At 63.0% G+C, this 24,604-nt stretch carries 23 protein-coding genes and 1 pseudogene; 15 read left to right on the forward strand and 9 right to left on the reverse strand.

Annotated features, from left to right (window positions below; all coding sequences use genetic code 11):
- Window positions 1-24: 24 nt before the first annotated feature.
- Window positions 25-1,131 carry an NAD(P)/FAD-dependent oxidoreductase gene (locus FQ746_RS19070; RefSeq protein ID WP_144111196.1) on the reverse strand — a complete coding sequence of 369 codons (1,107 nt, stop codon included), beginning with the start codon at window positions 1,129-1,131 and terminating at the stop codon, window positions 25-27.
- Between the two features lie 291 nt (window positions 1,132-1,422).
- The gene (locus FQ746_RS19075) at window positions 1,423-2,400 is read right to left on the reverse strand and encodes an AAA family ATPase (protein ID WP_144111197.1); all 978 of its coding nucleotides are present in this window, start codon (window positions 2,398-2,400) and stop codon (window positions 1,423-1,425) included.
- A 266-nt stretch (window positions 2,401-2,666) separates the two neighbouring features.
- Between FQ746_RS19075 and FQ746_RS19080 the strand changes: the two genes are divergently transcribed.
- Entirely contained in the window at window positions 2,667-3,161 is a 495-nt protein-coding gene (locus FQ746_RS19080; RefSeq protein WP_144111198.1) for a hypothetical protein, read from the forward strand.
- A 74-nt stretch (window positions 3,162-3,235) separates the two neighbouring features.
- On the forward strand, window positions 3,236-4,033 hold the full coding sequence (locus tag FQ746_RS19085) for an endonuclease/exonuclease/phosphatase family protein (protein ID WP_144111199.1): 798 nt from the start codon (window positions 3,236-3,238) through the stop codon (window positions 4,031-4,033).
- Window positions 4,034-4,086: 53 nt separating this feature from the next.
- Here the strand turns inward: FQ746_RS19085 and FQ746_RS19090 are convergent, their stop codons facing one another.
- Window positions 4,087-5,127 (reverse strand): aldose 1-epimerase, encoded by a 1,041-nt coding sequence (locus tag FQ746_RS19090; protein ID WP_144111200.1) that lies wholly within the window; start codon window positions 5,125-5,127, stop codon window positions 4,087-4,089.
- 333 nt (window positions 5,128-5,460) lie between these two features.
- Between FQ746_RS19090 and FQ746_RS19095 the strand changes: the two genes are divergently transcribed.
- The 10 genes from FQ746_RS19095 to FQ746_RS19145 all read left to right on the forward strand — a co-directional run bounded on the left by FQ746_RS19095 (window position 5,461) and on the right by FQ746_RS19145 (window position 17,709).
- Window positions 5,461-6,516 carry a LacI family DNA-binding transcriptional regulator gene (locus FQ746_RS19095; RefSeq protein WP_144111501.1) on the forward strand — a complete coding sequence of 352 codons (1,056 nt, stop codon included), beginning with the start codon at window positions 5,461-5,463 and terminating at the stop codon, window positions 6,514-6,516.
- A gap of 134 nt (window positions 6,517-6,650) precedes the next feature.
- Window positions 6,651-7,670: an ABC transporter substrate-binding protein gene (locus tag FQ746_RS19100; protein ID WP_144111201.1), complete on the forward strand. Its 1,020-nt coding sequence runs from the start codon at window positions 6,651-6,653 to the stop codon at window positions 7,668-7,670.
- 397 nt (window positions 7,671-8,067) lie between these two features.
- Window positions 8,068-9,633, forward strand: coding sequence for a sugar ABC transporter ATP-binding protein (locus tag FQ746_RS19105; protein ID WP_260854114.1), 1,566 nt, complete (start codon window positions 8,068-8,070; stop codon window positions 9,631-9,633).
- Window positions 9,623-10,657, forward strand: coding sequence for an ABC transporter permease (locus FQ746_RS19110; protein WP_186310774.1), 1,035 nt, complete (start codon window positions 9,623-9,625; stop codon window positions 10,655-10,657). Before FQ746_RS19105 ends, FQ746_RS19110 begins: the two co-directional genes overlap by 11 nt.
- Before the next feature lie 37 nt (window positions 10,658-10,694).
- Window positions 10,695-11,651 (forward strand): ABC transporter permease, encoded by a 957-nt coding sequence (locus tag FQ746_RS19115; RefSeq protein WP_144111203.1) that lies wholly within the window; start codon window positions 10,695-10,697, stop codon window positions 11,649-11,651.
- Between the two features lie 612 nt (window positions 11,652-12,263).
- Window positions 12,264-13,034 (forward strand): ferredoxin--NADP reductase, encoded by a 771-nt coding sequence (locus tag FQ746_RS19125; RefSeq protein ID WP_144111204.1) that lies wholly within the window; start codon window positions 12,264-12,266, stop codon window positions 13,032-13,034.
- A gap of 432 nt (window positions 13,035-13,466) precedes the next feature.
- The gene (locus FQ746_RS19130) at window positions 13,467-14,345 is read left to right on the forward strand and encodes a sensor histidine kinase (RefSeq protein ID WP_144111205.1); all 879 of its coding nucleotides are present in this window, start codon (window positions 13,467-13,469) and stop codon (window positions 14,343-14,345) included.
- Between the two features lie 10 nt (window positions 14,346-14,355).
- On the forward strand, window positions 14,356-15,012 hold the full coding sequence (gene rqpR / locus FQ746_RS19135) for a response regulator transcription factor RqpR (protein WP_144111206.1): 657 nt from the start codon (window positions 14,356-14,358) through the stop codon (window positions 15,010-15,012).
- Window positions 15,013-15,223: 211 nt separating this feature from the next.
- On the forward strand, window positions 15,224-16,618 hold the full coding sequence (locus tag FQ746_RS19140) for an amino acid permease (RefSeq protein ID WP_144111207.1): 1,395 nt from the start codon (window positions 15,224-15,226) through the stop codon (window positions 16,616-16,618).
- 80 nt (window positions 16,619-16,698) lie between these two features.
- A complete protein-coding gene (locus FQ746_RS19145) occupies window positions 16,699-17,709 on the forward strand; it encodes an XdhC family protein (protein WP_144111208.1) in 1,011 nt (336 codons plus the stop codon).
- Window positions 17,710-17,857: 148 nt separating this feature from the next.
- Here FQ746_RS19145 and FQ746_RS19150 read toward each other — a convergent pair whose 3' ends face one another.
- The 5 genes and pseudogenes from FQ746_RS19150 to FQ746_RS19165 all read right to left on the reverse strand — a co-directional run bounded on the left by FQ746_RS19150 (window position 17,858) and on the right by FQ746_RS19165 (window position 21,328).
- A complete protein-coding gene (locus tag FQ746_RS19150) occupies window positions 17,858-18,859 on the reverse strand; it encodes an IS3 family transposase (RefSeq protein WP_260854102.1) in 1,002 nt (333 codons plus the stop codon).
- Window positions 18,814-18,993, reverse strand: a pseudogene (locus FQ746_RS35240) (transposase); the annotation flags it as partial. The pseudogene FQ746_RS35240 and the gene FQ746_RS19150, both read right to left, overlap by 46 nt.
- A gap of 576 nt (window positions 18,994-19,569) precedes the next feature.
- Window positions 19,570-20,598 carry a serine/threonine protein kinase gene (locus FQ746_RS19155; protein ID WP_144111209.1) on the reverse strand — a complete coding sequence of 343 codons (1,029 nt, stop codon included), beginning with the start codon at window positions 20,596-20,598 and terminating at the stop codon, window positions 19,570-19,572.
- Between the two features lie 114 nt (window positions 20,599-20,712).
- The gene (locus FQ746_RS19160) at window positions 20,713-20,925 is read right to left on the reverse strand and encodes a hypothetical protein (protein ID WP_144111210.1); all 213 of its coding nucleotides are present in this window, start codon (window positions 20,923-20,925) and stop codon (window positions 20,713-20,715) included.
- Between the two features lie 148 nt (window positions 20,926-21,073).
- Window positions 21,074-21,328, reverse strand: coding sequence for a hypothetical protein (locus FQ746_RS19165; protein ID WP_144111211.1), 255 nt, complete (start codon window positions 21,326-21,328; stop codon window positions 21,074-21,076).
- Here FQ746_RS19165 and FQ746_RS19170 point away from each other — a divergent pair.
- Together FQ746_RS19170 and FQ746_RS19175 are read left to right on the forward strand one after the other, a co-directional pair.
- On the forward strand, window positions 21,327-22,556 hold the full coding sequence (locus FQ746_RS19170) for an MFS transporter (RefSeq protein WP_409932412.1): 1,230 nt from the start codon (window positions 21,327-21,329) through the stop codon (window positions 22,554-22,556). The two genes, FQ746_RS19165 and FQ746_RS19170, sit on opposite strands and share 2 nt — an antisense overlap.
- A 280-nt stretch (window positions 22,557-22,836) precedes the next feature.
- The gene (locus FQ746_RS19175) at window positions 22,837-23,022 is read left to right on the forward strand and encodes a hypothetical protein (RefSeq protein WP_120297341.1); all 186 of its coding nucleotides are present in this window, start codon (window positions 22,837-22,839) and stop codon (window positions 23,020-23,022) included.
- A 73-nt stretch (window positions 23,023-23,095) separates the two neighbouring features.
- Here the strand turns inward: FQ746_RS19175 and mgrA are convergent, their stop codons facing one another.
- Window positions 23,096-24,139 carry an L-glyceraldehyde 3-phosphate reductase gene (mgrA, locus tag FQ746_RS19180; protein ID WP_144111213.1) on the reverse strand — a complete coding sequence of 348 codons (1,044 nt, stop codon included), beginning with the start codon at window positions 24,137-24,139 and terminating at the stop codon, window positions 23,096-23,098.
- Window positions 24,140-24,369: 230 nt separating this feature from the next.
- Between mgrA and FQ746_RS19185 the strand changes: the two genes are divergently transcribed.
- Entirely contained in the window at window positions 24,370-24,576 is a 207-nt protein-coding gene (locus FQ746_RS19185) for a DUF3185 family protein (protein ID WP_144111214.1), read from the forward strand.
- Window positions 24,577-24,604 lie beyond the last annotated feature (28 nt).

Genomic DNA, 24,604 nt, shown 5'->3' on the forward strand with positions numbered 1-24,604 from the left:
GCTTACCGTCCGGTTACCTCGCGCTTACGCTCTTCCGCTCAATTCACAGACACGCTGCGCGATGGCGAGCGAGGCCGTGAGTCCCGGCGATTCGATCCCGAACAGATTGACGAGCCCGCGCACGCCATGCGCGGCCGCGCCCTGAATCACGAAGTCGGCGGCGGGTTCGCCCGGTCCCGACAGCTTCGGACGAATGCCCGCATAGGCCGGCTGCAACGCGCCGTCCGGCAGCGCGGGCCAGTACGCGCGAATCGCTGCATAGAAGGATTCCGCCCGCTGCGGATCGACGTCGTAATTGATCGCATCGACCCATTCGACGTCGGGACCGAAACGCGCCTGGCCGCCGAGATCGATCGTCAGATGCACGCCGAGCCCGGCTTCGTTCGGCATCGGGTAGATGAGCCGGCTGAAAGGCGCGCGTCCCGAGATGCCGAAATAGTTGCCGCGCGCGAGATACAGAGGCGGCACGTGGCGCGCGTCGAGTCCGCGAATTTGCCGCGCCAGCGCATTCGCATACAGGCCTGCACTGTTGATGACGCAAGCCGCGTTGATGGTAGTCGGCGCCGCGCCGCCCACCTTGACGATGAAGCGGCCATTGCTCGCTTCGATCGCTTCGACCGGGGCGTGAAACGCACACACCGCGCCGTCGCGCTCGGCGTCGCCCTGAATCGCCAGCATCAACTGGTGACTGTCGACAATGCCCGTTTGCGGCGAGAACACCGCTTCGACGCATTCGAGCGCCGGTTCGAGTTCCTGCGCCTGTTCGCCCGTGATTCGCATCAGGTCGAGCACGCCGTTTTCGCGGCCCTTCGCCATGATGCTTTCGAGTTGAGGAATCTGATTGCGCGACGTGGCGACCAGCAGTTTGCCGCAGCGTGAGTGCGGGACGTGGTGTTCGGCGCAAAAGTCGTAAAGCATTTCGCGGCCGCGTACGCAAAGCGCCGCCTTGAGCGAGCCGCGAGGATAGTACAGGCCGGCGTGAATCACTTCGCTATTGCGCGAGCTGGTGCCCACGCCGATCGCTTCGGCCGCTTCCAGCACGATCACTTCGCGCCCGCGCGCGGCCAGCGCACGCGCGACGGCGAGACCGACGACGCCCGCGCCGATGACTACACATTCGATCTGATCCATGTCTCCTGGGCGCGACCCGCTTCGTCGCGCACTGCCTCGTTGATTCGATAACAAGAAGACAGGATACGGCTTGCGCAGGCTTTACACCGCTTGCTGCCGAACTTACCTGTCCTTGATTCGCGCAACCCGTATCTGCCAGATGCCGGTCTTGTCGGGTTAGCATCTCAGAAATAGCAATAATTGCCGCAGCAATCAAGCTATTTCCGGTATTAAAACCCGATTTTGAGTGCAAAAAAGGCCGCCCGAGAGCGGCCTTTCTGCGAAAAACTGGCGAAAAACCGTGTCTAAACGTTAAAAACCAATGGTTTTTCGCCGATTTCCATAGTCGAGGCGGATATCGCCTGCTTCGATGCTGTCCCGACCGTCGATGCGCGCCGCGCCGAAGCCGTTCAGCATCGCGCGCCGCATCTCGCGCGGCGACGCGAGCTTCAGCGCATCGAGTGCGGCCTCGCCCAGCAGTTCGGGAAAGCGCAGTCCCCAGTTGTGCGCCGCGCGGATCTCGCCGTAGATGGCCTGCGCGATCCGGCGCGCGCCCGCGTGGTCGGGCGGCGGAATCTCGTAGACGTTCATCCGGTTCAGGATCGGCTCCGGAATCGAGCGCTCGTCATTGGCCGTGGCAATCCAGATCACATGGCCCGCGTTGATCGGAATCTCCGCAAACTCGTCGATAAAGCTCTGCGCCGTGTCGTGTTCGAGCAGCGCGTACAACGCGCCGAGCGGATCGTATTGAGAATCGCCGCCGGCCTTGTCGATTTCATCGACGGCGATCACCGGGTTCGCGTAGCTGCCGTTCACCAGCGCGTCGAACACTTTGCCCGGCTTCGCGTTCTTCCATTGCGACGACGCGCCCGACAGAATCCAGCCGGCCGTCAGCGAACTCATGGCCACATAGTGATAGGCGGTGCCGAGCAGGCGCGCCAACTGCTTGGCGAAGTGAGTCTTGCCGATGCCCGGATCGCCCAGCAGCAGGATAGGCATCAGTTCGAGCCGGTCTTCGGTCTCCAGACAGAGCGCCACCTGTTTGCGGATGTCGTCGAGCGGCTCGGCGAAGTTGGGAAGCGCGTCGATCAGATCGTCGATCGACGGCATGCGGTTCGGCTTGACGCAAAAGCGCAGGTTGCCGGTTTTCAGCATTTTTTCGTAAGTGGCGCGCAAAGCTTCGTTGGCGCCATCGCCGAGATCGTTCAGCGCGGTCTCGACCCGATCGAGGTCGTAGACCTGACTGAACGATGCCACCGCGATTTCCTGTTTGACCATTGCTGTCGTCATCGCTCACCCCGTCTGGCTGATGCTGCTGTGGCGGCGCTCCATGACTTCATGGGCACCGTTTCGAGACCAGTGTAGCGACGACATATTCGTGTGCAAGCCAGCAGTCGTGGGGCTCTGCTGCTAATCGGGGCAGATGCCTGCAGCGCTGGCGCTGAACCCGGCCCCGTTTCACGTGTCAGAAAAAGCGTTGCGTCCATCAGGCGTAAGATGGCCCTCTGACAAAAATGGCGGATGCCGCCCGACGCCGTAACTGGAGAAAAGTCTTTATGTTGAAAACCAGTCTCGTGGCTGTGCTGCTCGGCACTTCGTTGCTTGCGAATGCCCAACAACCGTCGACGCAGCAGGTCGTGCAGTGGCAATTACAGGTGATGCGCGACGGTCAGCAGATCGACTCGTTCGACGGCACCACCACCGTCGGCCAGGCGCGCACGGATACGCATCACAAGGTGGTTCAGCACAACGTCGGCTGCAAGGATCGACCGGCCGGCAGTATCGACCTGACCCGCACGTTGACGGTTTCACCGCTGCAGGCGGATGCGAATGCCGTCACGCTGTCCATCGACGCGCAGGAAACGTTCGACGACGACACCGCGCAGCAAACCGACACCGGCTGCAAGCTGCCGCCGCAACCGCGCCAGGTGAGCGCGAGTCATCCGGGCCTGCGCGTGCCGGCGGGTCAATGGGCGAGTTGGACGATCGTCGACAAGAATCCGAACCTGGTCTACCGCGTGCATGCGAGTCTCTCGAACAGCCCGAGCTAAACCGGGCTACCCGATCGACACCGTGCACCTGACACTCTCGATATCCCCTGAAACAGAACACGTGGACACGCGGCATGCGAAACCCCGAAGAATTGATCCGCGAGAGCGCAGCGCCCAAGGATTTCGTGGCGGTGAGCTGGAATCTGCATAAAGGCCGGACTCCGCTCGGCTTCCAGGCGTGGGAAGCCATGCAACGCTGGGTTCAATCGACTCACGCGGATGCGTATTTTCTGCAGGAAGCGATGGCGCGGCGCATGCCGGCGCCGGTGCTGGCGAGCAGCTTTGGCGCGCCGCTCGCCGATCCGATGAACGACGTCTGGCATTGCCAGGCCACTGAGATAGCCCGCGCGCTGGAACTCGACATCGCCCTCGGACCGAACGTGTTCAAGCCGTCGTGGCGACATGGCAATGCGATTCTGTCGCCGCATCCGCTCGATCTGGGCGGACGCTGGGACATCTCCGCGCATCGCTTCGAAAAGCGCGGCTTGCTGGTCGCGCGCGCGACCTTCGGCGGTCATTCGGTGACGTTGTTGTGCGCGCACCTGGCGCTCACGCGCTCGGCGCGCTTGCGGCAGATGAACTGGATCGCACACTGGATCGCCAAGGAAGCGCCGGAAGGTCCGCTGGTTCTCGCGGGCGACTTCAACGACTGGCGCAACGACTCGGTGCCGCTGTTCCGTGAACACGGCTTGCAGGAAGTCGCGACCTTGCTCGGCGAGTCGGGCCGCACGTTTCCGGCTTTTTCACCGGCCCTGGCGCTCGACAAGATGTTCGTGCGCGGCATGGAACCGATCGAATGGATTCAGCCGACTCAGGAAACCGCGTGGCTGTCCGACCATTTGCCGTATATGGCGCGCTTGCGGGTGAGTTGAGCTTCCGAGCAATGCGCCGCTTTCCATGCGGCGCTCGCTTCAAGGCTTGCGATTCAGCCCCTCTGCGGCGTCCATTTCAGCGACGCCGACATTTCCTCCGCCGGCTGCAGCACGCAGCCGCCGACATGCTCGCGCGATCCCACCGTGTTGAAGCAATCGGTCGTGTTCGTCACCGGTTCCACGCAAAGCTGCGTGTCGTTGGCCGGCGCAAAAATCACCATGTGATCGAACGGCGCGTCGGCCGTCAGCGTCAGTTGCCGAAGCTCGTCGGGCCATGCGATCGTCGCCTCGCGCGACCAGTTCGCGAAGTTGTTGTCCAGATCGAACGCGTCCGGCGACATGCCTTCGCGCAATGCATCGACTGCCGGATGCGCGCCGAGTCGCGTGGGCAGCACGTCGGCATCCGCATGCCACATTGCCTGCACATCGGCATGAACGCGCGTCGCTGCAGTGCGCGGATAGTACGGGTGATGTCCCATGCCGAACGGCATCGCCCTGTCGGCGAGATTGCACGCCGATAACGTGATGCCGAGCGCACCGTCGATCAACTCGATACGCTGGCTTGCCCGATAACCGAACGGCCAGTCGCCCGGCACGCGCGCGTCGGGCACGTGCTCGAAATGCAACTCCACCGAACTCGCCGTGCGCGCGCCCACTGTCCACGGACGACGCCATGCATTGCCATGCAAGGCATGCGCGAAGCGCGGGTCGTTGCCGCTCAGATCGACGGTGACGCCGTCGAATTCGAAGCGCGCATCGCGAATGCGATTGCAATACGGAAACAGCGGAAAGCTCGCCATTCTCAGCGGATCGCGCAGTTCGAAGGCGGCGGTCGTCGCCGGTCTCAGCCAGTGTTGCAGACCAGCCGGCGTGACTTCATAGAAGGCGGCCAGCGCGCCGCCCAACTCGGGCGCGACCACGACACGCAACGCGCCGGCGGACAATGTGACGAGTGTCGGCGCGATCGCGGGGTCGTCGAGCCAGGCGAGCTCGGTCCCGGCGGTAATCGCCGCGGCGGTCGGGGACTCGGCGGTCGGGGACTCGGCGGTCGGTGACTCAATGGTGCGGGTCGGATTCAGGGAAACGTCGCGCATGATCAGAAAAGGCGGGGCCTCAGGCGGGTGGCGGGTACGCGCATCGATGTCTCCTCATATCGTGCCGCGCCCAGTGCGCGGCCGGCGAACCTCGAGGTTCGCGCGACCGAGAATCGCATGCCGAAACGCTTCGGTCAATATTATTAGTAATAAATTTGTCGGGCAGTGCTTTCCGATCCTGACCAAACCTCCCAAATGGCGGGTTAGCGCGCGTTGCCGCACGCATATTATTAATGGTAACGTCGGCCTCACGATGCCACTGGGCATGCTCCCGCCTTAGCGCCGCTCCGCGCGGCCCGCACAATGAAAAAATCGACTCAACGCCGCCCGACCATGACCGACATCGCCAAGCTCACCGGCGTGTCGCAATCGACTGTCTCGTTGGTGCTGAACAACGCGACCGGCGCGAAATTCTCCGAGACCACTCGCAACAAGGTATTGAAGGCTGCGCAGGACCTCGGCTATCGCCTGTCGCTGCGCGAATCCCTGCCGCAGACGGGCGCCGACGAACGCAATCTGATCGTCTATCTCGCCGATGAAATCTCGACCAGCCCGCATCCGGTCGTCAACATCGACGGCGCGCGCGACGCGGCCTACGCGAGCGGCAAGATGCTCGCGGTCTATTCGACGCACGGCAATGCCGACATCGAAAAGCAGGTGCTCGACACCGCGCTATCGAACCCGCACGTATTCGGCGTGATCTACGCGACCGTCTATACGCGCAAGGTCGGTTTGCCGGCGGCGCTCTCCAAAGTGCCCACCGTACTGCTGAACTGCTACACGAGCGATGGCGGCGTGTCCTCGGTGGTCCCCGCCGAAGTGGCCGGCGGCCATCTGGCCACCGATTATCTGCTGCAAGGCGGCCATCGGCGCATCGCGTATATCAATGGCGAGCCGTGGCAGGACGCCGCGCGCGACCGCCTGCGAGGCTATCGCACCGCGCTCGCCACCGCCGATCTGCCCTACGCGCCGGAGCTGGTGCGCGACGGCGACTGGAGTTCGGGGCTCGGCTTCGAACTGACGCTCTCGCTGATGCGCGAGCCCAATCCGCCGACGGCGATTTTCTGCGCCAACGACCTCACCGCGATCGGCGCGATCGAAGCGCTCAAGCAACTCGGCATGCGGGTGCCCGACGACGTCTCGGTGCTCGGTTACGACGATCAGGAAATTGCCCGCCACACGCATCCGCCACTTTCCACCGTCGTGCTGCCGAACTACGAACTGGGACGCTGGGCCGTCGAGACGCTTTTGCAGGAGGAACAGAACCGCGCCGCCGGCGCACCGGTGCGGCATCGCATGGTCAAGCTCGACGGACCGCTGGTCGAACGCGCGTCGGTCAGGGTAATTACCGAGGCGAAAAAACCCGCAATTAATAATATTAGTGATTGACCGATAATAATTCCGGGTGGAATAATCGGCACGACCGGTTGGGGCGAACCTGCTTCATCGCGACGACCGGACCAGCAGGCCCAGAAGTACTAAAAGCAAATACACCTACCTCACCAAGGTACTGGAGGAAGACAATGGCGTCGCTCAACACGCAGTCGCGCAAGCACGCGCGCAAGCAACAGATTCGTCCGCTGGCGGGTTCCCTGCTGGCACTGGCCATCGGCCTCGGCGTCGCCACGGCACACGCCGACGACGCGCTGCCGAAGCTGCCCACTAAAACTCCGCTGAAGGTCGGTTTCGCGCAAACGGAGAGCAACAATCCGTGGCGTCTGGCCGAAACCAAAAGCTTCAAGGACATCGCCGCCAAATGCGGCTGGCAGGTCGTGATGACCGACGCCAACGGCTCCAACTCCAAACAGGTCTCGGACATTCAAAGCATGATCGCGCAGCACGTCGATCTGCTGGTGTTCCCGCCGCGCGAAGAAAAGCCGCTTGCACCCATCGTGCTGCAAGCCAAAAAGGCCGGCATTCCGGTGATCCTGGTCGACCGCGACGTCGACCAGTCGGTCGCCAAGGCGGGCCGCGACTACATCACGTTCATCGGTTCGGACTTCATCGATCAGGGCCATCGCGCGGGCGACTGGCTGGTCAAGGCGACCGGCGGCAAGGCGAAGATCATCGAACTCGAAGGGACGACCGGCGCCTCCGCGGCGAACGATCGCAAGAAGGGTTTCGACGAAGTGATCGCGAAAAACCCGGGCATGTCGATCATCGCTTCGCAAAGCGGCGACTTCGCGCGCGACAAGGGTCGTCAGGTGATGGAAACGCTGCTGCAGGCGCATCCGGACGTGACCGCGGTCTACGCGCATAACGACGAAATGGCGCTCGGCGCGATCGCGGCGATCAAGGCCGCCGGCAAGCAGCCGGGCAAGGATATCCAGGTCGTGACGATCGACGGCACCAAGGGCGGCATGGATGCGATCGCCGCCGGCGAACTCGGCGCGAGCGTGCAGTCGAGCCCGTTCTTCGGCCCGCTCGCTTGCGACGTGGCGCAGCGGTACGCGAAGGGCGAGAAGATCCCGACGTGGGTCAAGGTCTCCGATCGTTTCTACGACAAGAGCAACGTGCAGCAGAACATGCAGTACGGCTACTGATCGCGTCGATCAGGCAGGGCGCCGCATACGAGCGGCGCGCTGGTTTTAGCGGCGATACCGCTGCAGGTACCGACTCTCTCACCGGATCGCGGTATCGCCGTGCAGGACGTTTCCGCTCCGAATCGAACTCCTCGGGGAGCGGTGACGGGAGGGGTTCGAAGCGACGCGCCCGTGGCTGCACGAGCCGTCGCTTCGCTTTTATGCCGCGATAGCGGTCATCCGGCGCCTGGGCTTCCAGCACCTCGGTTTGCCGCCACCGCTCGCGCATCGCCATTCACGCGTGCCGCTCGCGCGGATCAACCGCAGCACAGGCAGTACACGCATCAGGAGAACACCCGTGACGGAATCCGGCACGCAGACAACGCACTCTCCCCTTCCCCGCACGCCCCTGCTGGAGATGCAGGACATCGGCATCAGCTTCGGCGGCGTCGCCGCGTTGCGCAGCGCGAATCTCAGCGTCGCCGCGGGCGAAGTGCACGCGCTGATCGGCCAGAACGGCGCCGGAAAATCGACCATGATCAAGATCCTGACCGGCGCGTATCGGCGCGGCTCGGGCAGCGTGCGTTTCGAGGGTCGCGAGGTGGATTTCCGCACCCCGAAACAGGCGCGTGAAGCCGGCATCAGCACCATCTATCAGGAGATCAACCTGGTGCCGTTCCGCTCGGTCGCGGAAAACATTTTTCTTGGCCGCGAGCCGCGCCGCTTCGGTCTGATCGACTGGCGCGCGGTGCAGCAGCGCGCTAGCGCGTTGCTCGACTCGTTCGGCTTGCAGATCGACGTAAAGAAACCGGTGAGCCGCTATTCGACCGCGATCCAGCAGATGGTGGCGCTGGCACGCGCGGTCTCGTCGGACGCGAAGATGGTCATCATGGACGAGTCCACTTCGTCGCTCGACGAACGCGAAGTGGAACTGCTGTTCAACGTGGTGCGCAAGCTGCGCGACGACGGCCGCGCGGTGATCTTCGTGTCGCATCGGCTCGACGAGCTTTACGCGCTGTGCGACCGCGTCACCGTGATGCGCGACGGCCAGACGGTCGCGCAAAGCAGCATGCAGGAGATGGACAAGCTGCAACTCGTCACGACCATGCTCGGCCGCACGCTCGCCGCCGTCGTGCAGGAAGATGCCGCCGCGCGCGAAGCGAATCTGGCGCGGCGCGGCAAGCAGGTGATCGCCGCCACGAACCTCAGCGCGCATCCGAAGGTGAACGACGTCTCGCTCGACGTCCACGCGGGTGAAGCCGTCGGTCTCGCCGGTCTGCTCGGCTCGGGCCGCACCGAAACCATGCGTCTGATGTTCGGCGCCGATCCGATGACGCACGGCAGCCTCTCGGTCGACGGCGCGGCCGTCGCGCTGAAGTCGCCGAAGGACGCGATCGCGCGCGGCATGGCCTATCTCACCGAAGACCGCAAAGCCGAAGGCATCGTCCCGGAACTGTCGGTGCGCGACAACCTCACGCTGGTCTGCCTGCGCACGCTGACGAAAAACGGCGTGGTGGACGTGAAAAAGCAGCAGGCGATCGTCGATCGCTTCATCGCGTCGCTCGGTATCAAGCTGCGCTCGGCCGATCAGCCGATTCGCGAACTGTCCGGCGGCAATCAGCAGAAGGTGTTGCTCGCGCGCTGGCTCGCCGCCGAACCGTCGCTGCTGCTGCTCGACGAACCGACGCGCGGCATCGACGTCGGCGCCAAAGCGGACGTCGCGAAGATCGTCCGCGAATTGCGCGATGCGGGCCTGGCCGTGTTGTTGTCCGCGTCCGAACTCGAAGAACTCACGGCAGTGGCCGATCGCGCGGTCGTGATCCGCGATGGCCGCACCGTCGCCGAACTGAACGGCGCCGACATGAGCGAGACCGCGATCATGGACGCCATCGCCTACGGCAGCGAGGGGCATTCCGCTCTCGTCGACGCCGCGCAGGCCTCACACATCGAAGACGCGCTGGAGGGCGACCGTCATGGCGCTTAAGTTACATACCGATTCCCTGTCCGCCGAACCGTCGCGCGGCGACACCGCGGCGCTCGCCGCTGCGCCGCGTGTCAAGCCCGCCACCACCGTGCAGAAATGGCGCCGCCTCGCGATGCAACGCGAAGTGATCGTGCTGCTGGCCATGGTGCTGTTCAACCTGATCTTCACGCCGCATTTCTGGTCGCTGCAAACCTTTAACGTGAACATGACCCAGGTGGTGACGATCGTGATCGTCGGCATCGGCATGACGCTGGTGGTGGCGACGGGCGGGATCGATCTGTCGGTGGGCGCGTCGATGGCGATTTCCGGTGCGCTCGCGCCGATGCTGTTCCTCAATATCGCGGGGCCCGGCGGCATCGCGCTCGCCTTCGTGCTGCCGGTGCTGGCCGCCGCGCTGTGCGGCGTGTTCAACGGCTGGCTGGTCACGAGGCTCGCGGTCCAGCCGATTGTCGCGACGCTGGTGCTGTTCATCGCCGGGCGCGGTATCGCGCAGGTCGTCACCGACGGCAGTCTGCAGGCGTTCAACACGCCGGCTTTCCAGTGGATCGCGCTCGGCAAGGTCGCGGGCGTGCCCTTCCAGGTGCTGCTGATGCTGGCGCTGGTCGGCGTGTTCGTCTGGGTGGTGCGCAAGACGCTGTTCGGCCAGTACCTGCTGATTACCGGCGGCAACGAGAAGGCCGCGTATCTGTGCGGCGTGCCGACCGCGACCGTCAAGCTGATCGCCTACACACTGTGCGCGGCGCTGGCGGGCCTCGCCGGACTCATCTCGATCTCGGTGAATTCGTCGTCGGATGCGAACGTGGTCGGGCTCGGCGTCGAACTCGACGCGATCGCCGCGGTGGCCGTCGGCGGCACCGCGCTGACGGGCGGCAAGGCGTATATCGGCGGCACGCTCATCGGCGCGCTGATCATCCAGTTGCTGCGCTACACGCTGCTCGCGCACGGCATTCCCGATGCGGCGGCGCTGGTGGTCAAAGCCGGCATCATCGTCGCCGCGGTTTACGTGCAACGGCGCTCGCGCTGATGTCTGCGCTCATCCCGGATACTTCGGACTCTATGCGATGAAAAAGAATCTCCCTCTCCTGCTGGCACTGGTCGCGCTGATCGTGCTCGGCCTCGTGCGCTACGAGCACTTCGCTTCGGCCTACAACATCAACTCGTTCTGGCGCTACAACTCGATGTTTGCGCTGATCTCGGTCGGCATGGCGTTCGTGATCATCACGGGCGGCATCGATCTGTCGGTGGGAACGGTGGCGGCCATGTCGAGCGTGGTCGCCGCGCTGGCCAGCAGCCACGGCACGTGGGCCGCGGTGCTGGCGGGATGCGTCGCGGGACTCGCAGTCGGCGTGCTGAACGGGATCATCATCACGCGGATGAAGATTCTGCCGTTCATCGTGACACTGGCGACGAGTCTGGGCGCGCATGGCGTTGCGCTGCTGCTGGGCAAGAACGATGCGGTGTCGATCGCGTCGGACTCGGGCTTCGGCAATTTTGGTCAAGGCGATCTGTTCGGGCTGCCGATTCCGGGCATCGTGGCAGTCGTCGCGGCTTTGGCTGGATGGGTCGCGCTGCGGAGTTCGCGGTTCGGGCGGCATTCGCTGGCTATCGGCGGCAGCGAGGAAGCCTCGCGCCTGATGGGCTTGAACGTCGATCGCACGCTCGTGACGGCTTATGCGGTCAGTGGTCTGCTGGCCGGCATGGCGGGCGTGATTCTCGCTGCGCAGTTCGGCGCCGGTCAGCCGAACGAAGGCGTGGGCTGGGAGTTGTTCGCGATCTCGGCCGTGGTGCTGGGCGGCACGTTGCTGACGGGCGGCGAAGGCTCGATTGCGATGACGATTGCCGGCGTATTGCTGCTCGGACTCGTGTTCAATCTGCTGAATTTCGAGAACGGGCTGGGTTTTATCAGCTTGTCGGCTTACTGGCAGTCGGTGATTCGCGGGGTGTTCCTGCTGCTCGTCATCGTGTTGCAGGCGAGAGTGCTGAAACAGCGGGGCGCGAAGCGCGCAGCGGCCGCGTGAAGCTCGAAGTAACCTTTATGCGAACCATCTCCCGGCTTTACCGTCAGGCTAGTTGCTCTTAGTCGACACTGTATGACCCATCCCTGTGTACTCAAAAATGACCTGAAGTGCCGCGCGGTCAGTCGCGCGGCTTAAGGTCTTCATCACGCGACAGGTCGTTCGTTGCCGCGCACTTGCCGGGCTTTTGCCAGTTTTATCAGCAGGGTCAATGCTGCAGCGCACGGCGGGTTTCGGTATCATCCTGCCCATGCTGCCCGCGCGGCGCGCCTGAACGGCGCATCCCGGACAGCCGATGGCAGCCGCCCAGCGCGGCTTGCGCCGATCGCCGAAGCTGGCCCGAGCGCGACCGCAGCCACGCGCACACCGCATGTCGAGCCGCAGGTTTCCTGGCGCCGACCGTCTTGAAGCGGCGCCGGCGCATCCAGATTCAGTAACCCGCTTCACCACGCACAACCACCGCGCCGCCGGCCACAAGCAGCGGGCGCGGTAAAATAGCCGATTGCGCGTTCCGCCCGGTGACGGGTTACAGCAGCGTCGCGCAGCATCGCCCTTGCCGTGCCGGCCGGCTGAAAAACGACTGGCCGCCTTTGTTTTCGCACTATCCAAGAAGCCATGAGCAACCTGAATCCACAAACCGTCCTGAGCGTCCATCATTGGACCGATACGCTTTTCAGCTTCACCTGCACGCGTGACCCGGCATTCCGTTTCGAGAACGGCCAGTTCACGATGGTGGGCCTCGAAGTCGACGGCAAACCGCTGAGCCGCGCATACAGCCTCGCGAGCGCCAACTACGAAGAACACCTCGAATTCCTGAGCATCAAGGTGCAGGACGGCCCGCTGACATCGCGTCTGCAGCATCTGAAAGTCGGCGACCAGGTTCTGATCGGCAAGAAGCCGGTCGGCACGCTGATGGCCGACAACCTGCTGCCGGGCAAGACGCTATGGCTCCTGTCCACCGGCACCGGCCTCGCGCCGTTCATGTCGATCATCAAAGACCCGGACATTTACGACCGCTACGAGCGCGTGGTGCTGACCCATACCTGCCGTTTCGTCGATGAACTGGCCTACAAGGAATACATCACCGACCACCTGCCGGCGCACGAACACCTCGGCGAACTGGTGCAGGAAAAGCTGTTGTACTACCCGACGGTCACGCGCGAAGCGTTCCAGAACCGCGGCCGCATCACCGAACTGATCGAAACCGAAAAGCTGTTTGCCGATCTTGGCGTGCCGGGCTTCTCGCTCGAAAACGATCGCATCATGCTGTGTGGCAGCCCGCATATGTTGCGCGATACGCGCAAACTGCTCGACGACCTCGGCTTCGAGGAAGGCAGCAACAATTCGCCGGGTCACTACGTGGTCGAAAAGGCATTCGTCGGTTGAACGCGAATGCAGATTGCCGCGGCCCTTGCCGCGCCGATTTAAAAAAGGAGCCTTCGGGCTCCTTTTTTGTTGCCCGTTACAAATTGACGTCGTATATCTGACATTTCACGTCGGTATTCTTCCTACAAATAACCCTGCGCCGAACATCAACCATTGCATGAAATGTGGCGTCTAAGCCTTGCTGTACCTGCATTTTTTCTTTTTTTGATATATGATCGCGGCGCACGGTCAGACGAATTGTTTCAAAACCATCGGTCCAGCATAAGTGTTACTGAGTGTAACTTTCGTTACGTCTGATGTAGTCAAACGGCCATCACGCTTGCAGCGTTCTGGCTGCATCGGGAGGCTAGAGACCCACATGTGTTCTTCCTTCTTCGCGCTGCCCATGCCCTATCGCTTCACCGTTCACCTGGCTTCCTGAGCAGACAACTCATGGATACGTCGACTGTCGTCCCGTTTAGCGCTCCGCTCGCCTCGTCATCGACCCGCGACGGACTCGACACGTTTGCTCAGGCGCCTGTCGCCACTGCCTCCTCCTCGTCTTCCTCGACGGAATCTGAACTTCAGCGCCTGCGCGCGCGCGTTCGCCAATTGTCGGCCGAACTCGTGCAGGCGCAGGAAGCCGCCTGCCGTCACGTCGCGCGCGAATTGCACGATGGCGTCGGCGCCGAGCTGACCGCGACACGCTTCGCGCTGGCCGGCGTGGAAACCTGGCTGCCGGCCGATGCGCCGCCGCAATGCGCGGCCGCGCTGGCCGTCGCCAACCGTTCGCTCGATGCCGTGTGCGCCGCCAGCCGTCAGGCCGTCGCCGAACTGCATGCGCCGTCGCTCGACGCTGGCATCGTCGGCGCACTGTCGCAGTGGACCAACGACTTCGCCGCACGCACGCAGCTGCGCACGAGCTTCGTCTGCGCCGCCGATGTGCGGCTCACGCGTTTGCCCGCGGAAGCCGCGCTGGCGATCTTCCGCGTCGCGCAGGAAGCGCTGAACAACATCGCCAAACACGCTCGCGCCGAATCCGCCGATGTGCGGATCGAAACCAGCCGCCGCCATCTGACGCTGATCGTCGGCGACGACGGCGTCGGCGTCACGCGCAACGCCCGCACCCGCCGCGGCCACTTTGGCCTGAGCGGCATGCAGGCGCGCTGCGCCGCATTCGACGGCACGCTGCGTCTGCGCAGCCCGCGTTCGAGCCCGGCACGCGGCGAGAACGGCGCGTCGCCGCGCGGCACGCAGGTGCATGCCCGTTTTGCGTGGGACGCGATGCTCGCGAACGCCGCGGACAGCGTGCGCCGCGCGCTGCAATCGTGAGCACGCCATCATGAGCCTGCGCATTCTCCTCGCCGACGACCACGCCGTAGTTCGCCAAGGGGTGCGTCAACTGCTGCTCGACCGCGGCGTGGCGCGCGAAGTCACGGAAGCGGAAAGCGGCGCCGACGCGCTCGATGCCGTCGTACGCCATAGCTACGACGTCGTGCTGCTCGACATTTCGCTGCCCGACATGAACGGCGTCGAAGTGCTCAAACGTCTGAAGCGCAAGGCCCCGCGTGTTGCCGTGCTGATGTTTTCGATGTATCGCGAGGACCAGTACGCGGTGCGCGCGCTGAAGGCGGGCGCGGCGGGCTATCTGTCGAAAACCGTCGACGCCGCGCAGATGATCGGCGCGATCCAGCAGGTCGCGGCGGGCCGCAAATATGTGAGCCCGGCGATGGCCGAAGCGTTGGCCGATTACGTGTCGTTCGACGGGGAGCAGTTGCCGCACGAAAAGCTCTCCGACCGCGAGTATCAGACGCTCTGCATGCTCGCCTCGGGCAAACGGCTGACGGATATTGCCGCGACGCTGTCGTTGTCGGTGAAGACCGTGAGCGTCTACCGCACGCGTCTGCTCGAGAAGATGAAGCTGCGCAATAACGCCGAGCTGACCTTCTACGTGATGAGCAACCGCCTCGTCGACCTCAACCCGGCAATGGCCGGTTAAAACGAACCCACGCCCGGCGGGCCGCTTGTATGCGGCCAATTGCCTCACACGCTGCATGCGGTCGTGCACACTTCGTTTTTGCGGCGTTTCTCTTCCCAGTGTCCCGTTCGGGACCGTGTCCCAAAATAGTGCACCCCGGCGTATCCATTAAAATCGAAGGTTTCCCGACATTCGGCGCGCAGCATGCGTGCACTACTGGAGACCTCCGCCAATGTCCCTGTTTCGCAAGAAAAACGTCGAGCACATGATTGCCGACAGCGCCCGGAACGCCGGCCTGAAAAAGGCGCTCGGCGCGCTCGACCTGACTTTGCTCGGCGTCGGCGCCATTATCGGCACCGGCATTTTCGTTCTGACGGGCACCGGCGCCGTGCAAGCCGGCCCGGCGCTGATGGTCTCTTTTCTGATCGCCGCCATCGCTTGCGGCTTTGCCGCGCTGGCTTACGCCGAATTCGCGTCGACCATTCCGGTGGCCGGTTCGATTTACACGTACTCGTACGCGACGCTCGGCGAGATGGCCGCGTGGATCATTGGCTGGGACCTGATGCTCGAATACGGGCTGGCCACCTCCGCTGTCTCGGTCGGCTGGTCGGGCTATCTGCAATCGCTGCTGGCGGGCTTCGGCGTGTCCTTGCCGGTTGCGCTGAGCGCCGCGCCCGGCGCGTTGCCCGGTCACGAAACGCTCTTCAACCTGCCCGCTTTCCTCGTGATGATGGCGATCACCGCACTGCTGTCCGTCGGCGTGCGGGAGTCTGCGCGCATCAACAACGTGATGGTGGCGATCAAGGTCGTCGTCGTGCTGCTGGTGATCGGCGTGGGCGCATTTCACGTCACGCCGGCCAACTGGCATCCCTTCATGCCGAACGGCTGGCACGGCGTGTTCGGCGCGGCGGCGGTGATGTTTTTCGCGTTCATCGGCTTCGACTCCGTGTCCTCCGCGGCCGAGGAAGTGAAGAATCCGAAGCGCGATCTCCCGATCGGGATCATCGCGTCGCTGGGCGTGTGCGCGGTGCTGTACGTGGCCGTCGCGGCCGTGGTGACGGGCATCGTGCCGTCGCCGCAATTCGCGAACGTGTCGCACCCGGTGTCGTATGCGTTACAGGTGGTCGGTCAGAACTGGGTGGCGGGTTTCATCGATCTGGGCGCGGTGCTCGGCATGCTGACTGTCATTCTGGTCATGGCTTACGGCCAGACTCGCGTAATCTTCGCCATGTCGCGCGACGGCCTGTTGCCGGCGCGGCTGTCGAAGCTGCACCCCAAGTTCGCGACGCCGTTTTTTACCACGTGGCTGGTTGGCCTCTTCTTCGGTCTGATCGGCGCGCTGGTGCCGCTGAACGTCCTCGCCGAGCTGATCAACATCGGCACGCTGGCGGCGTTTTCGATGGTGTCGATCGCGGTGCTGGTGTTGCGGCGGACCCATCCCGACCTGCCGCGGGCGTTTCGCTGCCCGGGCGTGCCCGTGGTGCCGGTGCTGGCGGTCGCGGCCTGTCTGTTCCTGATGGTGAATCTCCAGCTGATCACGTGGATTGCCTTCGTGGTCTGGCTGGTCGTGGGCATGGCGATTTATTTCTCTTATTCGCGCAGGCATTCCGCCCTGGCACGCGAATAGCATGAAGCCTGCCGCGGCGGCCCTTGTAACGTGGGCGCCGGGTGGGCAACGCAACCGAACCGAATCATAAGGAATCGATCATGGACAGCGTGGATCTCGAAGTCCTCAAGTCCAGTGCGCGCTGGCTGGCGGAGGGACATCGCGCACTCCTGGTGACGGTGGTGAAGACCTGGGGTTCGTCGCCGCGTCCCGAGGGCGCGATGCTGGCCGTGCGCGACGACGGCCTGGTGGTGGGGTCGGTGTCGGGCGGCTGCATCGAGGACGATCTGATCGAGCGGGTACGCCAGCGGGGCATCGAGCAGACGCGTCCGGAGGCGGTGAAGTACGGCATTACGGCGGAGGAAGCGCATCGTTTCGGCTTGCCTTGCGGCGGGACGATTCAACTGGTGCTCGAACCGTTGACGGCGCGAAGCGGCATTGCCGAGCTGTGCGATGCCGTGGAGGGTGGCCGTCTGATGGCGCGCGAGGTCGACATGGAGACGGGGGCTGTCCGGCTCGGTCCGGCGGAGGCGACTGACGGCGTGCACTTCGACGACCGGCGCTTGCTGACGATACACGGCCCGCGTTACCGGATGCTGGTGATTGGCGCGGGGCAGTTGTCGCGCTATTTGTGCAACATTGCGGTGGGGCTGGATTATCAGGTGACCGTGTGCGATCCGCGTGAGGAGTACACGGAGGAGTGGAGCATTCCGGGCACGCGGATCGTGCGGACGATGCCGGACGATATCGTGATCGAGATGAAGCTCGACGAGCGGTGTGCGGTGATTGCGCTGACGCACGATCCGAAGCTGGACGATCTTGCGTTGATGGAGGCGTTGAAGACGCCGGCTTTTTACGTGGGGGCGTTGGGATCGCGGCGGAATAATCAGGCGCGGCGCGAGCGGTTGAAGGAATTCGATCTGAACGAGGCGGAGGTGGCGCGGTTACACGGGCCGGTGGGGATTTATATCGGGAGCAGGACACCGCCGGAGATTGCGGTGTCGATTCTGGCCGAGGTTACGGCGGCGAAGAATGGGGTTTCGTTGCCGACTTTATTACAGGTGGAGGGCGCCAAGGCGGCGCGGGAGGTGGGGGCCTGGCGGCCTGAGTGAATGGGGTTTTTTCCGTTGCACTGGCTTTTTTTTGTTGCTCTGGATTTTTTGGCCTCTCCTTGCTTTGTTAGTGGTCTATTAGCGTTCCCCCTGTGCGGGGGGGCACTGTAGTGGTCAAGTAAATCTGGACATCCCGAAAGGGGAATTTTTAAAAAAGTGAAGCTTCGCATCGTGCTGGCGGCTGGCCACCTGCTGCCGAATGGATGCGACGGTAGTTATAAAAGTCGTCGATGTAGGCCCCGATGTCGCGTTCGGCATGCGCGTGATCGGGGTACCCTTTTTCGTCGATCCATTCGCTTTTCAGGCTTCTAAAGAAACGTTCCACAGGCGCGTTATCCCAGCAATTCCCCTTTCGGCTCATGCTCTGAACGATGCCGTTTGCCTTCAGTTCGTTCACGAAGTGCGCGCTGGTGTACTGGCATCCCTGATCCGAGTGGAACATCACCCTTGACGGCGGTCGTCGCTGCTCGCGTGCCTGCTGCAAAGCCCTGATGACCAGTTCCGTATCCGGCAGCAGCGCAAATGCCCAGCCGACGATACGGCGCGAATACAGGTCCATCACGATGGCGAGATACGACCAGCCCTGATGCGTTCTCACATAAGTAATATCGCCTGCCCACACCTGGTTGATGGACGGTGGCTCGAACTTGCGCGCGAGCAGATTCGGCGCCACCAGCGCCTCGCCGCTGCTCTTCTGGTAGCGATGCGTGCGCTTTCTGGTCACCACCAGCTGCGCGCGCTGCATCAGCGTGCGGGCCCGATAACGCCCCACCTGGTGACCACGCTTTTTGAGCTCGTCCGACATCCTGCGGCTGCCATAGCTACAGCGGGTTTCACGATGGATCTCGCGGGCAGCCGCCATCTGCGCGCAGGCGCCAGGGCTGGCCGACGGGCGCCCCGCAAACGCGTAAAAGCTGCTGCGCGCCATGTTCATCACCTCACACATCACACTCACCGGCCAGGCCTTCTTCAGTGACTGGATCACTTCGGGAAGCGATCCATTTCCTTGACGAAGAAGGCCGTAGACTTTTTTAGAATGTCCCGTTCCCTCTCGAGATCGGCGACCTTCGCCTCGAGCTCGCGAATACGCCGCGCGTCGGTCTCGATCTCTATCGCGGTGCGCGGCGGTTTGGCCTGCTCCTCGCGCCACAGTGCGACCCAGCGACGCAACGCCGTGTCGCCTACGCCCAGCGCTTCGCAGGCCTGCGAGTACGAATAGCCCTTGCTAACCACCAGCTGGACTGCTTCTGCCTTGAATTCTTCAGGAATGTTCCGTCTGCTCATTTCTCACCTCAGTTGGAGAATTATCCCCTTTTGAGGTGTCCAGGATCATTGGACCACTACACACCTACTTTTCTTTGCCGCCGCAAAGAAAAGTAGGCAAAAGAAAGCGGCTCACACCGCTAATTCTTAAGCGGGAACCGCAGCATTTCTTTGGTAGTGGTGCATCTGGAATCCGTGCCCTCGCGCATTCTGCGTTAGTGACAAAGCACTCATCAGCTCCCACTCCGCACTGCGTGCGTCGCGGATGGGTAAACGGCGGAAGGCAAAAAAACCGAGGGTTCCAAGAACGACCCGGGGGCGCGCGAAGCGCCGCCGGAAGAATGACTGCTGTGTCACGAACGTGGAATGTGCGGGAGCACGGATTCCAGATGCACCACTACCAGAAACCCCGCGCGGGGCCCGCTTAATGGTTAGCGGTTTGAGCCCGCTTTCTTTTGCCTACTTTTCTTTGCGGCGGCAAAGAAAAGTAGGTGCCCCCCCGCACAGGGGGAACGCTAATAGACCACTGACAAAGCAAGGAGAGGCCAAAGAAGCCAGTGCAACGAAAAAAACCAGCCAGTGCAACGAAAAAGCCCCTCAAACGGGCCAAAGTGGCCCTTCCCCCATAACCCCCACTTGCTCCCGCATCTCCAAAACCCTCTCCTCCCAATACCGCTGCGTATTAAACCAGGGAAACGCCGCCGGAAAAGCCGGATCATCCCACCGCCGCGCCAGCCAGGCCTGGTAATGAATCAACCGTAACGTCCGCAAAGCCTCCACCAGATGCAACTCGCGAGGCTCGAAATCGCAAAAATCCTCATACCCCGCCAGCAGATCGGCCAGCGCCTGCGACGCCTCCACCCGATCGCCCGGCAACAACAACCACAAATCCTGCACCGCCGGCCCCATCCGGCTGTCGTCGAAATCGACGAAATGCGGCCCGGCATCCGTCCACAACACATTGCTCGGATGACAGTCGCCATGCATGCGCAACATCCGGATCTCACCCGCCCGCTCGAATGCACGCTCCACCCCCTCGAGCGCAAGATTCACCACCGTCTCCCATGCCGTGCGCACGTCGTTCGGCACGAACTGCTGCGACAAAAGAAAGTCGCGTGGCTCATATCCAAACGTGTGAATGTCGAGCGTGGGCCGCTCCGCGTAATCCTGCGTCTGCCCAACCGCATGAATCCGTCCGATAAATCGACCCAGCCATTCAAGCGTGTCCCGCCGATCGAGATCAGGCGCGCGCCCACCCCGTCGCTCGAATATCGAAAAGCGAAAACCGTCGAATTGATGCAGCGAACGCCCCTCGATCACGCGGGCAGGCACCGCCGGAATCTCGCGCGCGGCGAGATCGGCGACAAAGGCATGTTCTTCGAGAATGGCCGCGTCGCTCCAACGCTCGGGGCGATAAAACTTCGCCACCACCGGCGGGCCGTCTTCCACGCCCACCTGATACACACGGTTCTCGTAACTGTTGAGCGGCAGCATACGGCCATCAGTGCGCATGCCCGCGCTGGTGAGCACGCTGTCGAGCGCGTCGAGCACGATTTCCGGCTGAAGCCGGGCGAACGGCACGGCGCTACTGGCGTCGGGCCGGGATTCGTAGTTGTCGTCGTTCATGGCCGCATTGTGCGCCGCGCCGCCGTCAAACACGAGGGCAACGGCTCACATGCGGGAAACGTTCAACCAAAGGCCTGGCAAACAGTCATCAAACAAAAGTGAATCGGACGGACTTCAATGCATCTGCGCACTCGACGGACGCACCTGCTCGCCCGTGTCGATCAGGTCTTCGAGAAAAAAGGGTTCGGTGTTCAGATGCTGCGAAGCGCCGGGCTCGCCGGCATACCACGCCACCATGGCCATGTCGCCGAGAATGCGCATGACGATTCCGCGCGCGCCTTGCGGCACTGCGATATGCACCGACCGGACAATGGAACCGATTTGCATGATATTTCCCCGTTCTCCCATAGCCGGCTTTCTGGCTTCCGCGCCGGTCAAGGTCATGATAAAAAGCGCCGCGCCAGACCATCCCGTTGCGGTCGCCCCCAGCTTCCACGCGCGAAACACGTGAGAAGTTCGAGTCATTGTTCCCGTTTTACCGGGCTTTGCAAAGCTCGAACAAAAGGCGTTTCATTCGTCGATTCGCCATTGATTCGCGATCGTCCAGCGCCACGCCCGGCCCATCATAAACCCTGTCGGCGACGAACTTCAAAAACGCGGCGCCACGCTGGACCGCCCGTTTGGCCAACCTCGCCAATTTTTTCAGCGTATCCTTACATCCTTTGCGCGGTTTTGCGCCGGTCGGTCTGCCCGCGCCGACATTCATCGCACCTTCCTCACCTCGTTTCATTCATTGCGTCTGTCCCGTGCCTGAACTCACCGATATTCCTTACCTCGAGCGCGGCACACGCGCCTACTGGCGCGCCAGCATCGCACTGCTGTTCGCCGGCTATTCGACCTTTTCCCTGCTGTACTGCGTGCAACCGCTACTGCCCTCGTTCTCTACGGCATTCGGCGTAACGCCCGCGCAAAGCAGCCTCTCGCTCTCGCTCACGACGGGCGCGCTCGCGCTCGCCATCTTCGTGGCCGGCTTCGTGTCCGAAGGCTGGAGCCGCCACAAGCTGATGACGCTCTCGCTCACGGCCTCGGCGCTGCTGACGATAGGCGTTTCGCTGGCGCCGCACTGGCATCAACTGCTCGTGTTGCGGGCGCTCGAAGGCCTCGCGCTCGGCGGCGTGCCCGCGGTCGCGATGGCGTATCTCGCGGAAGAGGTTCATCCCGATGGTCTGGGTCTCGCCATGGGGCTGTACGTTGGCGGAACGGCCATCGGCGGGATGGCCGGGCGGGTGATTACCGGCATCGTCGCGGATCTGGCGTCGTGGCGTGTCGCCATCGGCACGATCGGCGTGCTCGGCATCCTGTCGATGCTGGCGTTTCGCGCGTTGCTGCCGCCGTCGCGCCATTTCATACCGCGTAGCGGGCTGGGCTTTACGCATCACCGCTCGGCGCTGCTCAAACAGTTCACGCGGCCGGGTTTGCCGCTGCTGTTCCTGCTCGGCTTCGTGCTGATGGGCAGTTTCGTCACGTTGTACAACTACCTCGGCTACCGGTTGCTCGCGCCACCGTATCAGTTGAACCAGACGGAGATCGGCGCAATTTTCGTGGTGTATCTGACGGGCGTGGTGGCGTCGCCGTGGTCGGGGCGCATGGCCGACACGTTCGGCCGCGCGCGCGTGCTGATCGCGAGCCTTCTGCTGATGGCGTTCGGCCTGCTGCTCACCACGTTGCACCCGCTGGCGGCGATCGCAGCCGGGATCGCCTGTACCACCTTCGGCTTCTTCGCCGGACACTCAGTGGCAAGCGGCTGGGTCGGCCGTCTCGCGAAAGAAGCCAAAGGCCAGGCGGCCGCGTTGTATCTGCTCGCGTACTACATCGGATCGAGCGTGGTCGGCTCGTACGGCGGGCATATGTGGGCGAACTACGGATGGAATGGCGTGACCGCGCTGGTGGGGACGCTGCTGATTCTCGGGCTGCTGGCCGCGATCAGGCTGCGTCGCTACGAGACGACGGCGCGGTAAACCCCGATGTGCACCGCAATGTACAGCGCATGAAAAAGGCCCAAAGAGTAAGGCCTATGTAAGCAAACGCTTCACAGCGAAAAGATAGTTTTGCTGCGGCGCGGTATAGCGATGGGCCCCACTGAGCCGGATCAAGGCAGGTGGTGAAATCGCACTGCAGCAAGCCCAATCGCCGACATCGTCCTTACGGCGCCTCCTATACTCGACTGGAGCGTTGCTCGTGCATGACTTCCGCAAAACGGAGCCACGGCCAGCGCCAGTCATTCATCAGGAGACGAGCATGACGACCTACTTCACGATCGGCGATTTCATTCTGGTCATTCCCATGGCGCTGGCCGGCGCGCTGTTCGTCGGCGCCCTTCCCTGCAAGACCGAACTGCGACACAACGCATTGCGCGTGTTGGGCGCGCTGATCGGCGTGGTATTCGCAGTCGTGCTGGTCGAAGGATTGCCGGCGCTGGTCTAGCGCAGTCGATCTTCGCGAGTCGGGCCGCCCGCGCGAATTTTTTGCGAGGCGGTCCGAGCGACAGTCCAGTGGATCAGATTGCCTGATCGGTGGACGGTTTTTCCCACAGGTTGATGCCGCCTTCGGTCGCGTAGCGATCGATTTCCGCGAGTTCGTCGCTCGAAAACGCGAGGTTCTTCAACGCGCCAACGTTTTCTTTCACCTGCTCCGCGCGACTCGCGCCGATCAGCACGGAAGTCACCCGCGGATCGCGCAGTGCCCACGCCAACGCCATCTGCGCGAGGCTCTGCCCGCGCCGTTCCGCAATGGCGGCGAGCTTGCGAACGTGCTCGATATTCTGCTCGTTCAGATGCTCCTGCTTCAGCGAGCCGCCGCCCGGTTTGTTGACACGTGCGTCGTCCGGCACGCCATTCAGGTACTTGCCGGTGAGCAGACCCTGCGCGAGCGGCGTGAATGCGATCGTGCCCGCGCCGACCTGTTCCAGCGTATCGAGCAGATCCTCCTCGATCCAGCGGTTCAGCATGTTGTACGCGGGCTGATGAATCAGCATCGGCACCTTGTAGTCGGCGAGCAGCTTCGCCATCTCGAGCGTCTTGCTCGCCGAATACGACGAGATACCGACATAGAGCGCCTTGCCTTGCTGCACGGCTGTGGCCAGCGCGCCGGCGGTTTCTTCGAGCGGCGTGTCGGCATCGAAACGATGCGAGTAGAAAATGTCGACGTAGTCGAGCCCCATGCGTTGCAGGCTCTGGTCGAGACTCGCGAGCACGTACTTGCGCGAGCCGCCGCCCTGTCCGTACGGACCCGGCCACATGTCCCAACCCGCCTTCGACGAGATCAGCAACTCGTCGCGATACGGCCTGAAATCGTCCTTGAACAGACGGCCGAAGTTGGTTTCGGCGCTGCCGTAGGGCGGCCCGTAGTTGTTGGCCAGATCGAAGTGAGTGATGCCGAGATCGAACGCCGTGCGCAGGATGTCGCGCTGCGTGGAAATCGGCGTGGTGTCGCCGAAGTTATGCCACAAGCCCAGCGACAGCGCCGGCAGTTTGAGACCCGACTTGCCGCAGACGCGGTATTGCATATCCGAATAGCGTTCTGAAGCTGCTTCGTAAGCCATTGCTAGTGTCCTTGATGGTGAAGTCGAACTCGCCCGACATGGCGGGCGTGAGGAGATCGCGTGCTGCGGGAGGCGCTGCTTTTACGGGCTTTTCTGTTTTTCTGGGCGGAGCTAGCCCGCTATGTTAGCCAATCGACGTGATGCGTGCAGACACCCAGTATGCGGGATGGACGGGCGTGTGCCACTCCCCTACACTCTGGCCGGTTCAGGCTTGGCGAAAGGTGGAAGACATGGGCAAGGCGATCTCGATCGCGCTGATCGTAGGCGGTATCGTGCTGCTGTATTTCGGCGGCCAGGCGTTCAACTCGGTGAGCAGCGAAGTCTCGCGCTTCTTTACCGGGTCGCCGACCAACAAGGCCGTCGTGCTGATCGTGGCCGGCGTCATTGCCACCCTGGCCGGCTTGACCGGGATGGCGCTCTCGGGGCGCAAACGTTGAGGCGTCTCACCCCGACCCGGGTAGCCCG

The sequence above is a fragment of the Paraburkholderia sp. BCC1886 genome (genome assembly GCF_900996245.1).
GTDB lineage: Bacteria > Pseudomonadota > Gammaproteobacteria > Burkholderiales > Burkholderiaceae > Paraburkholderia.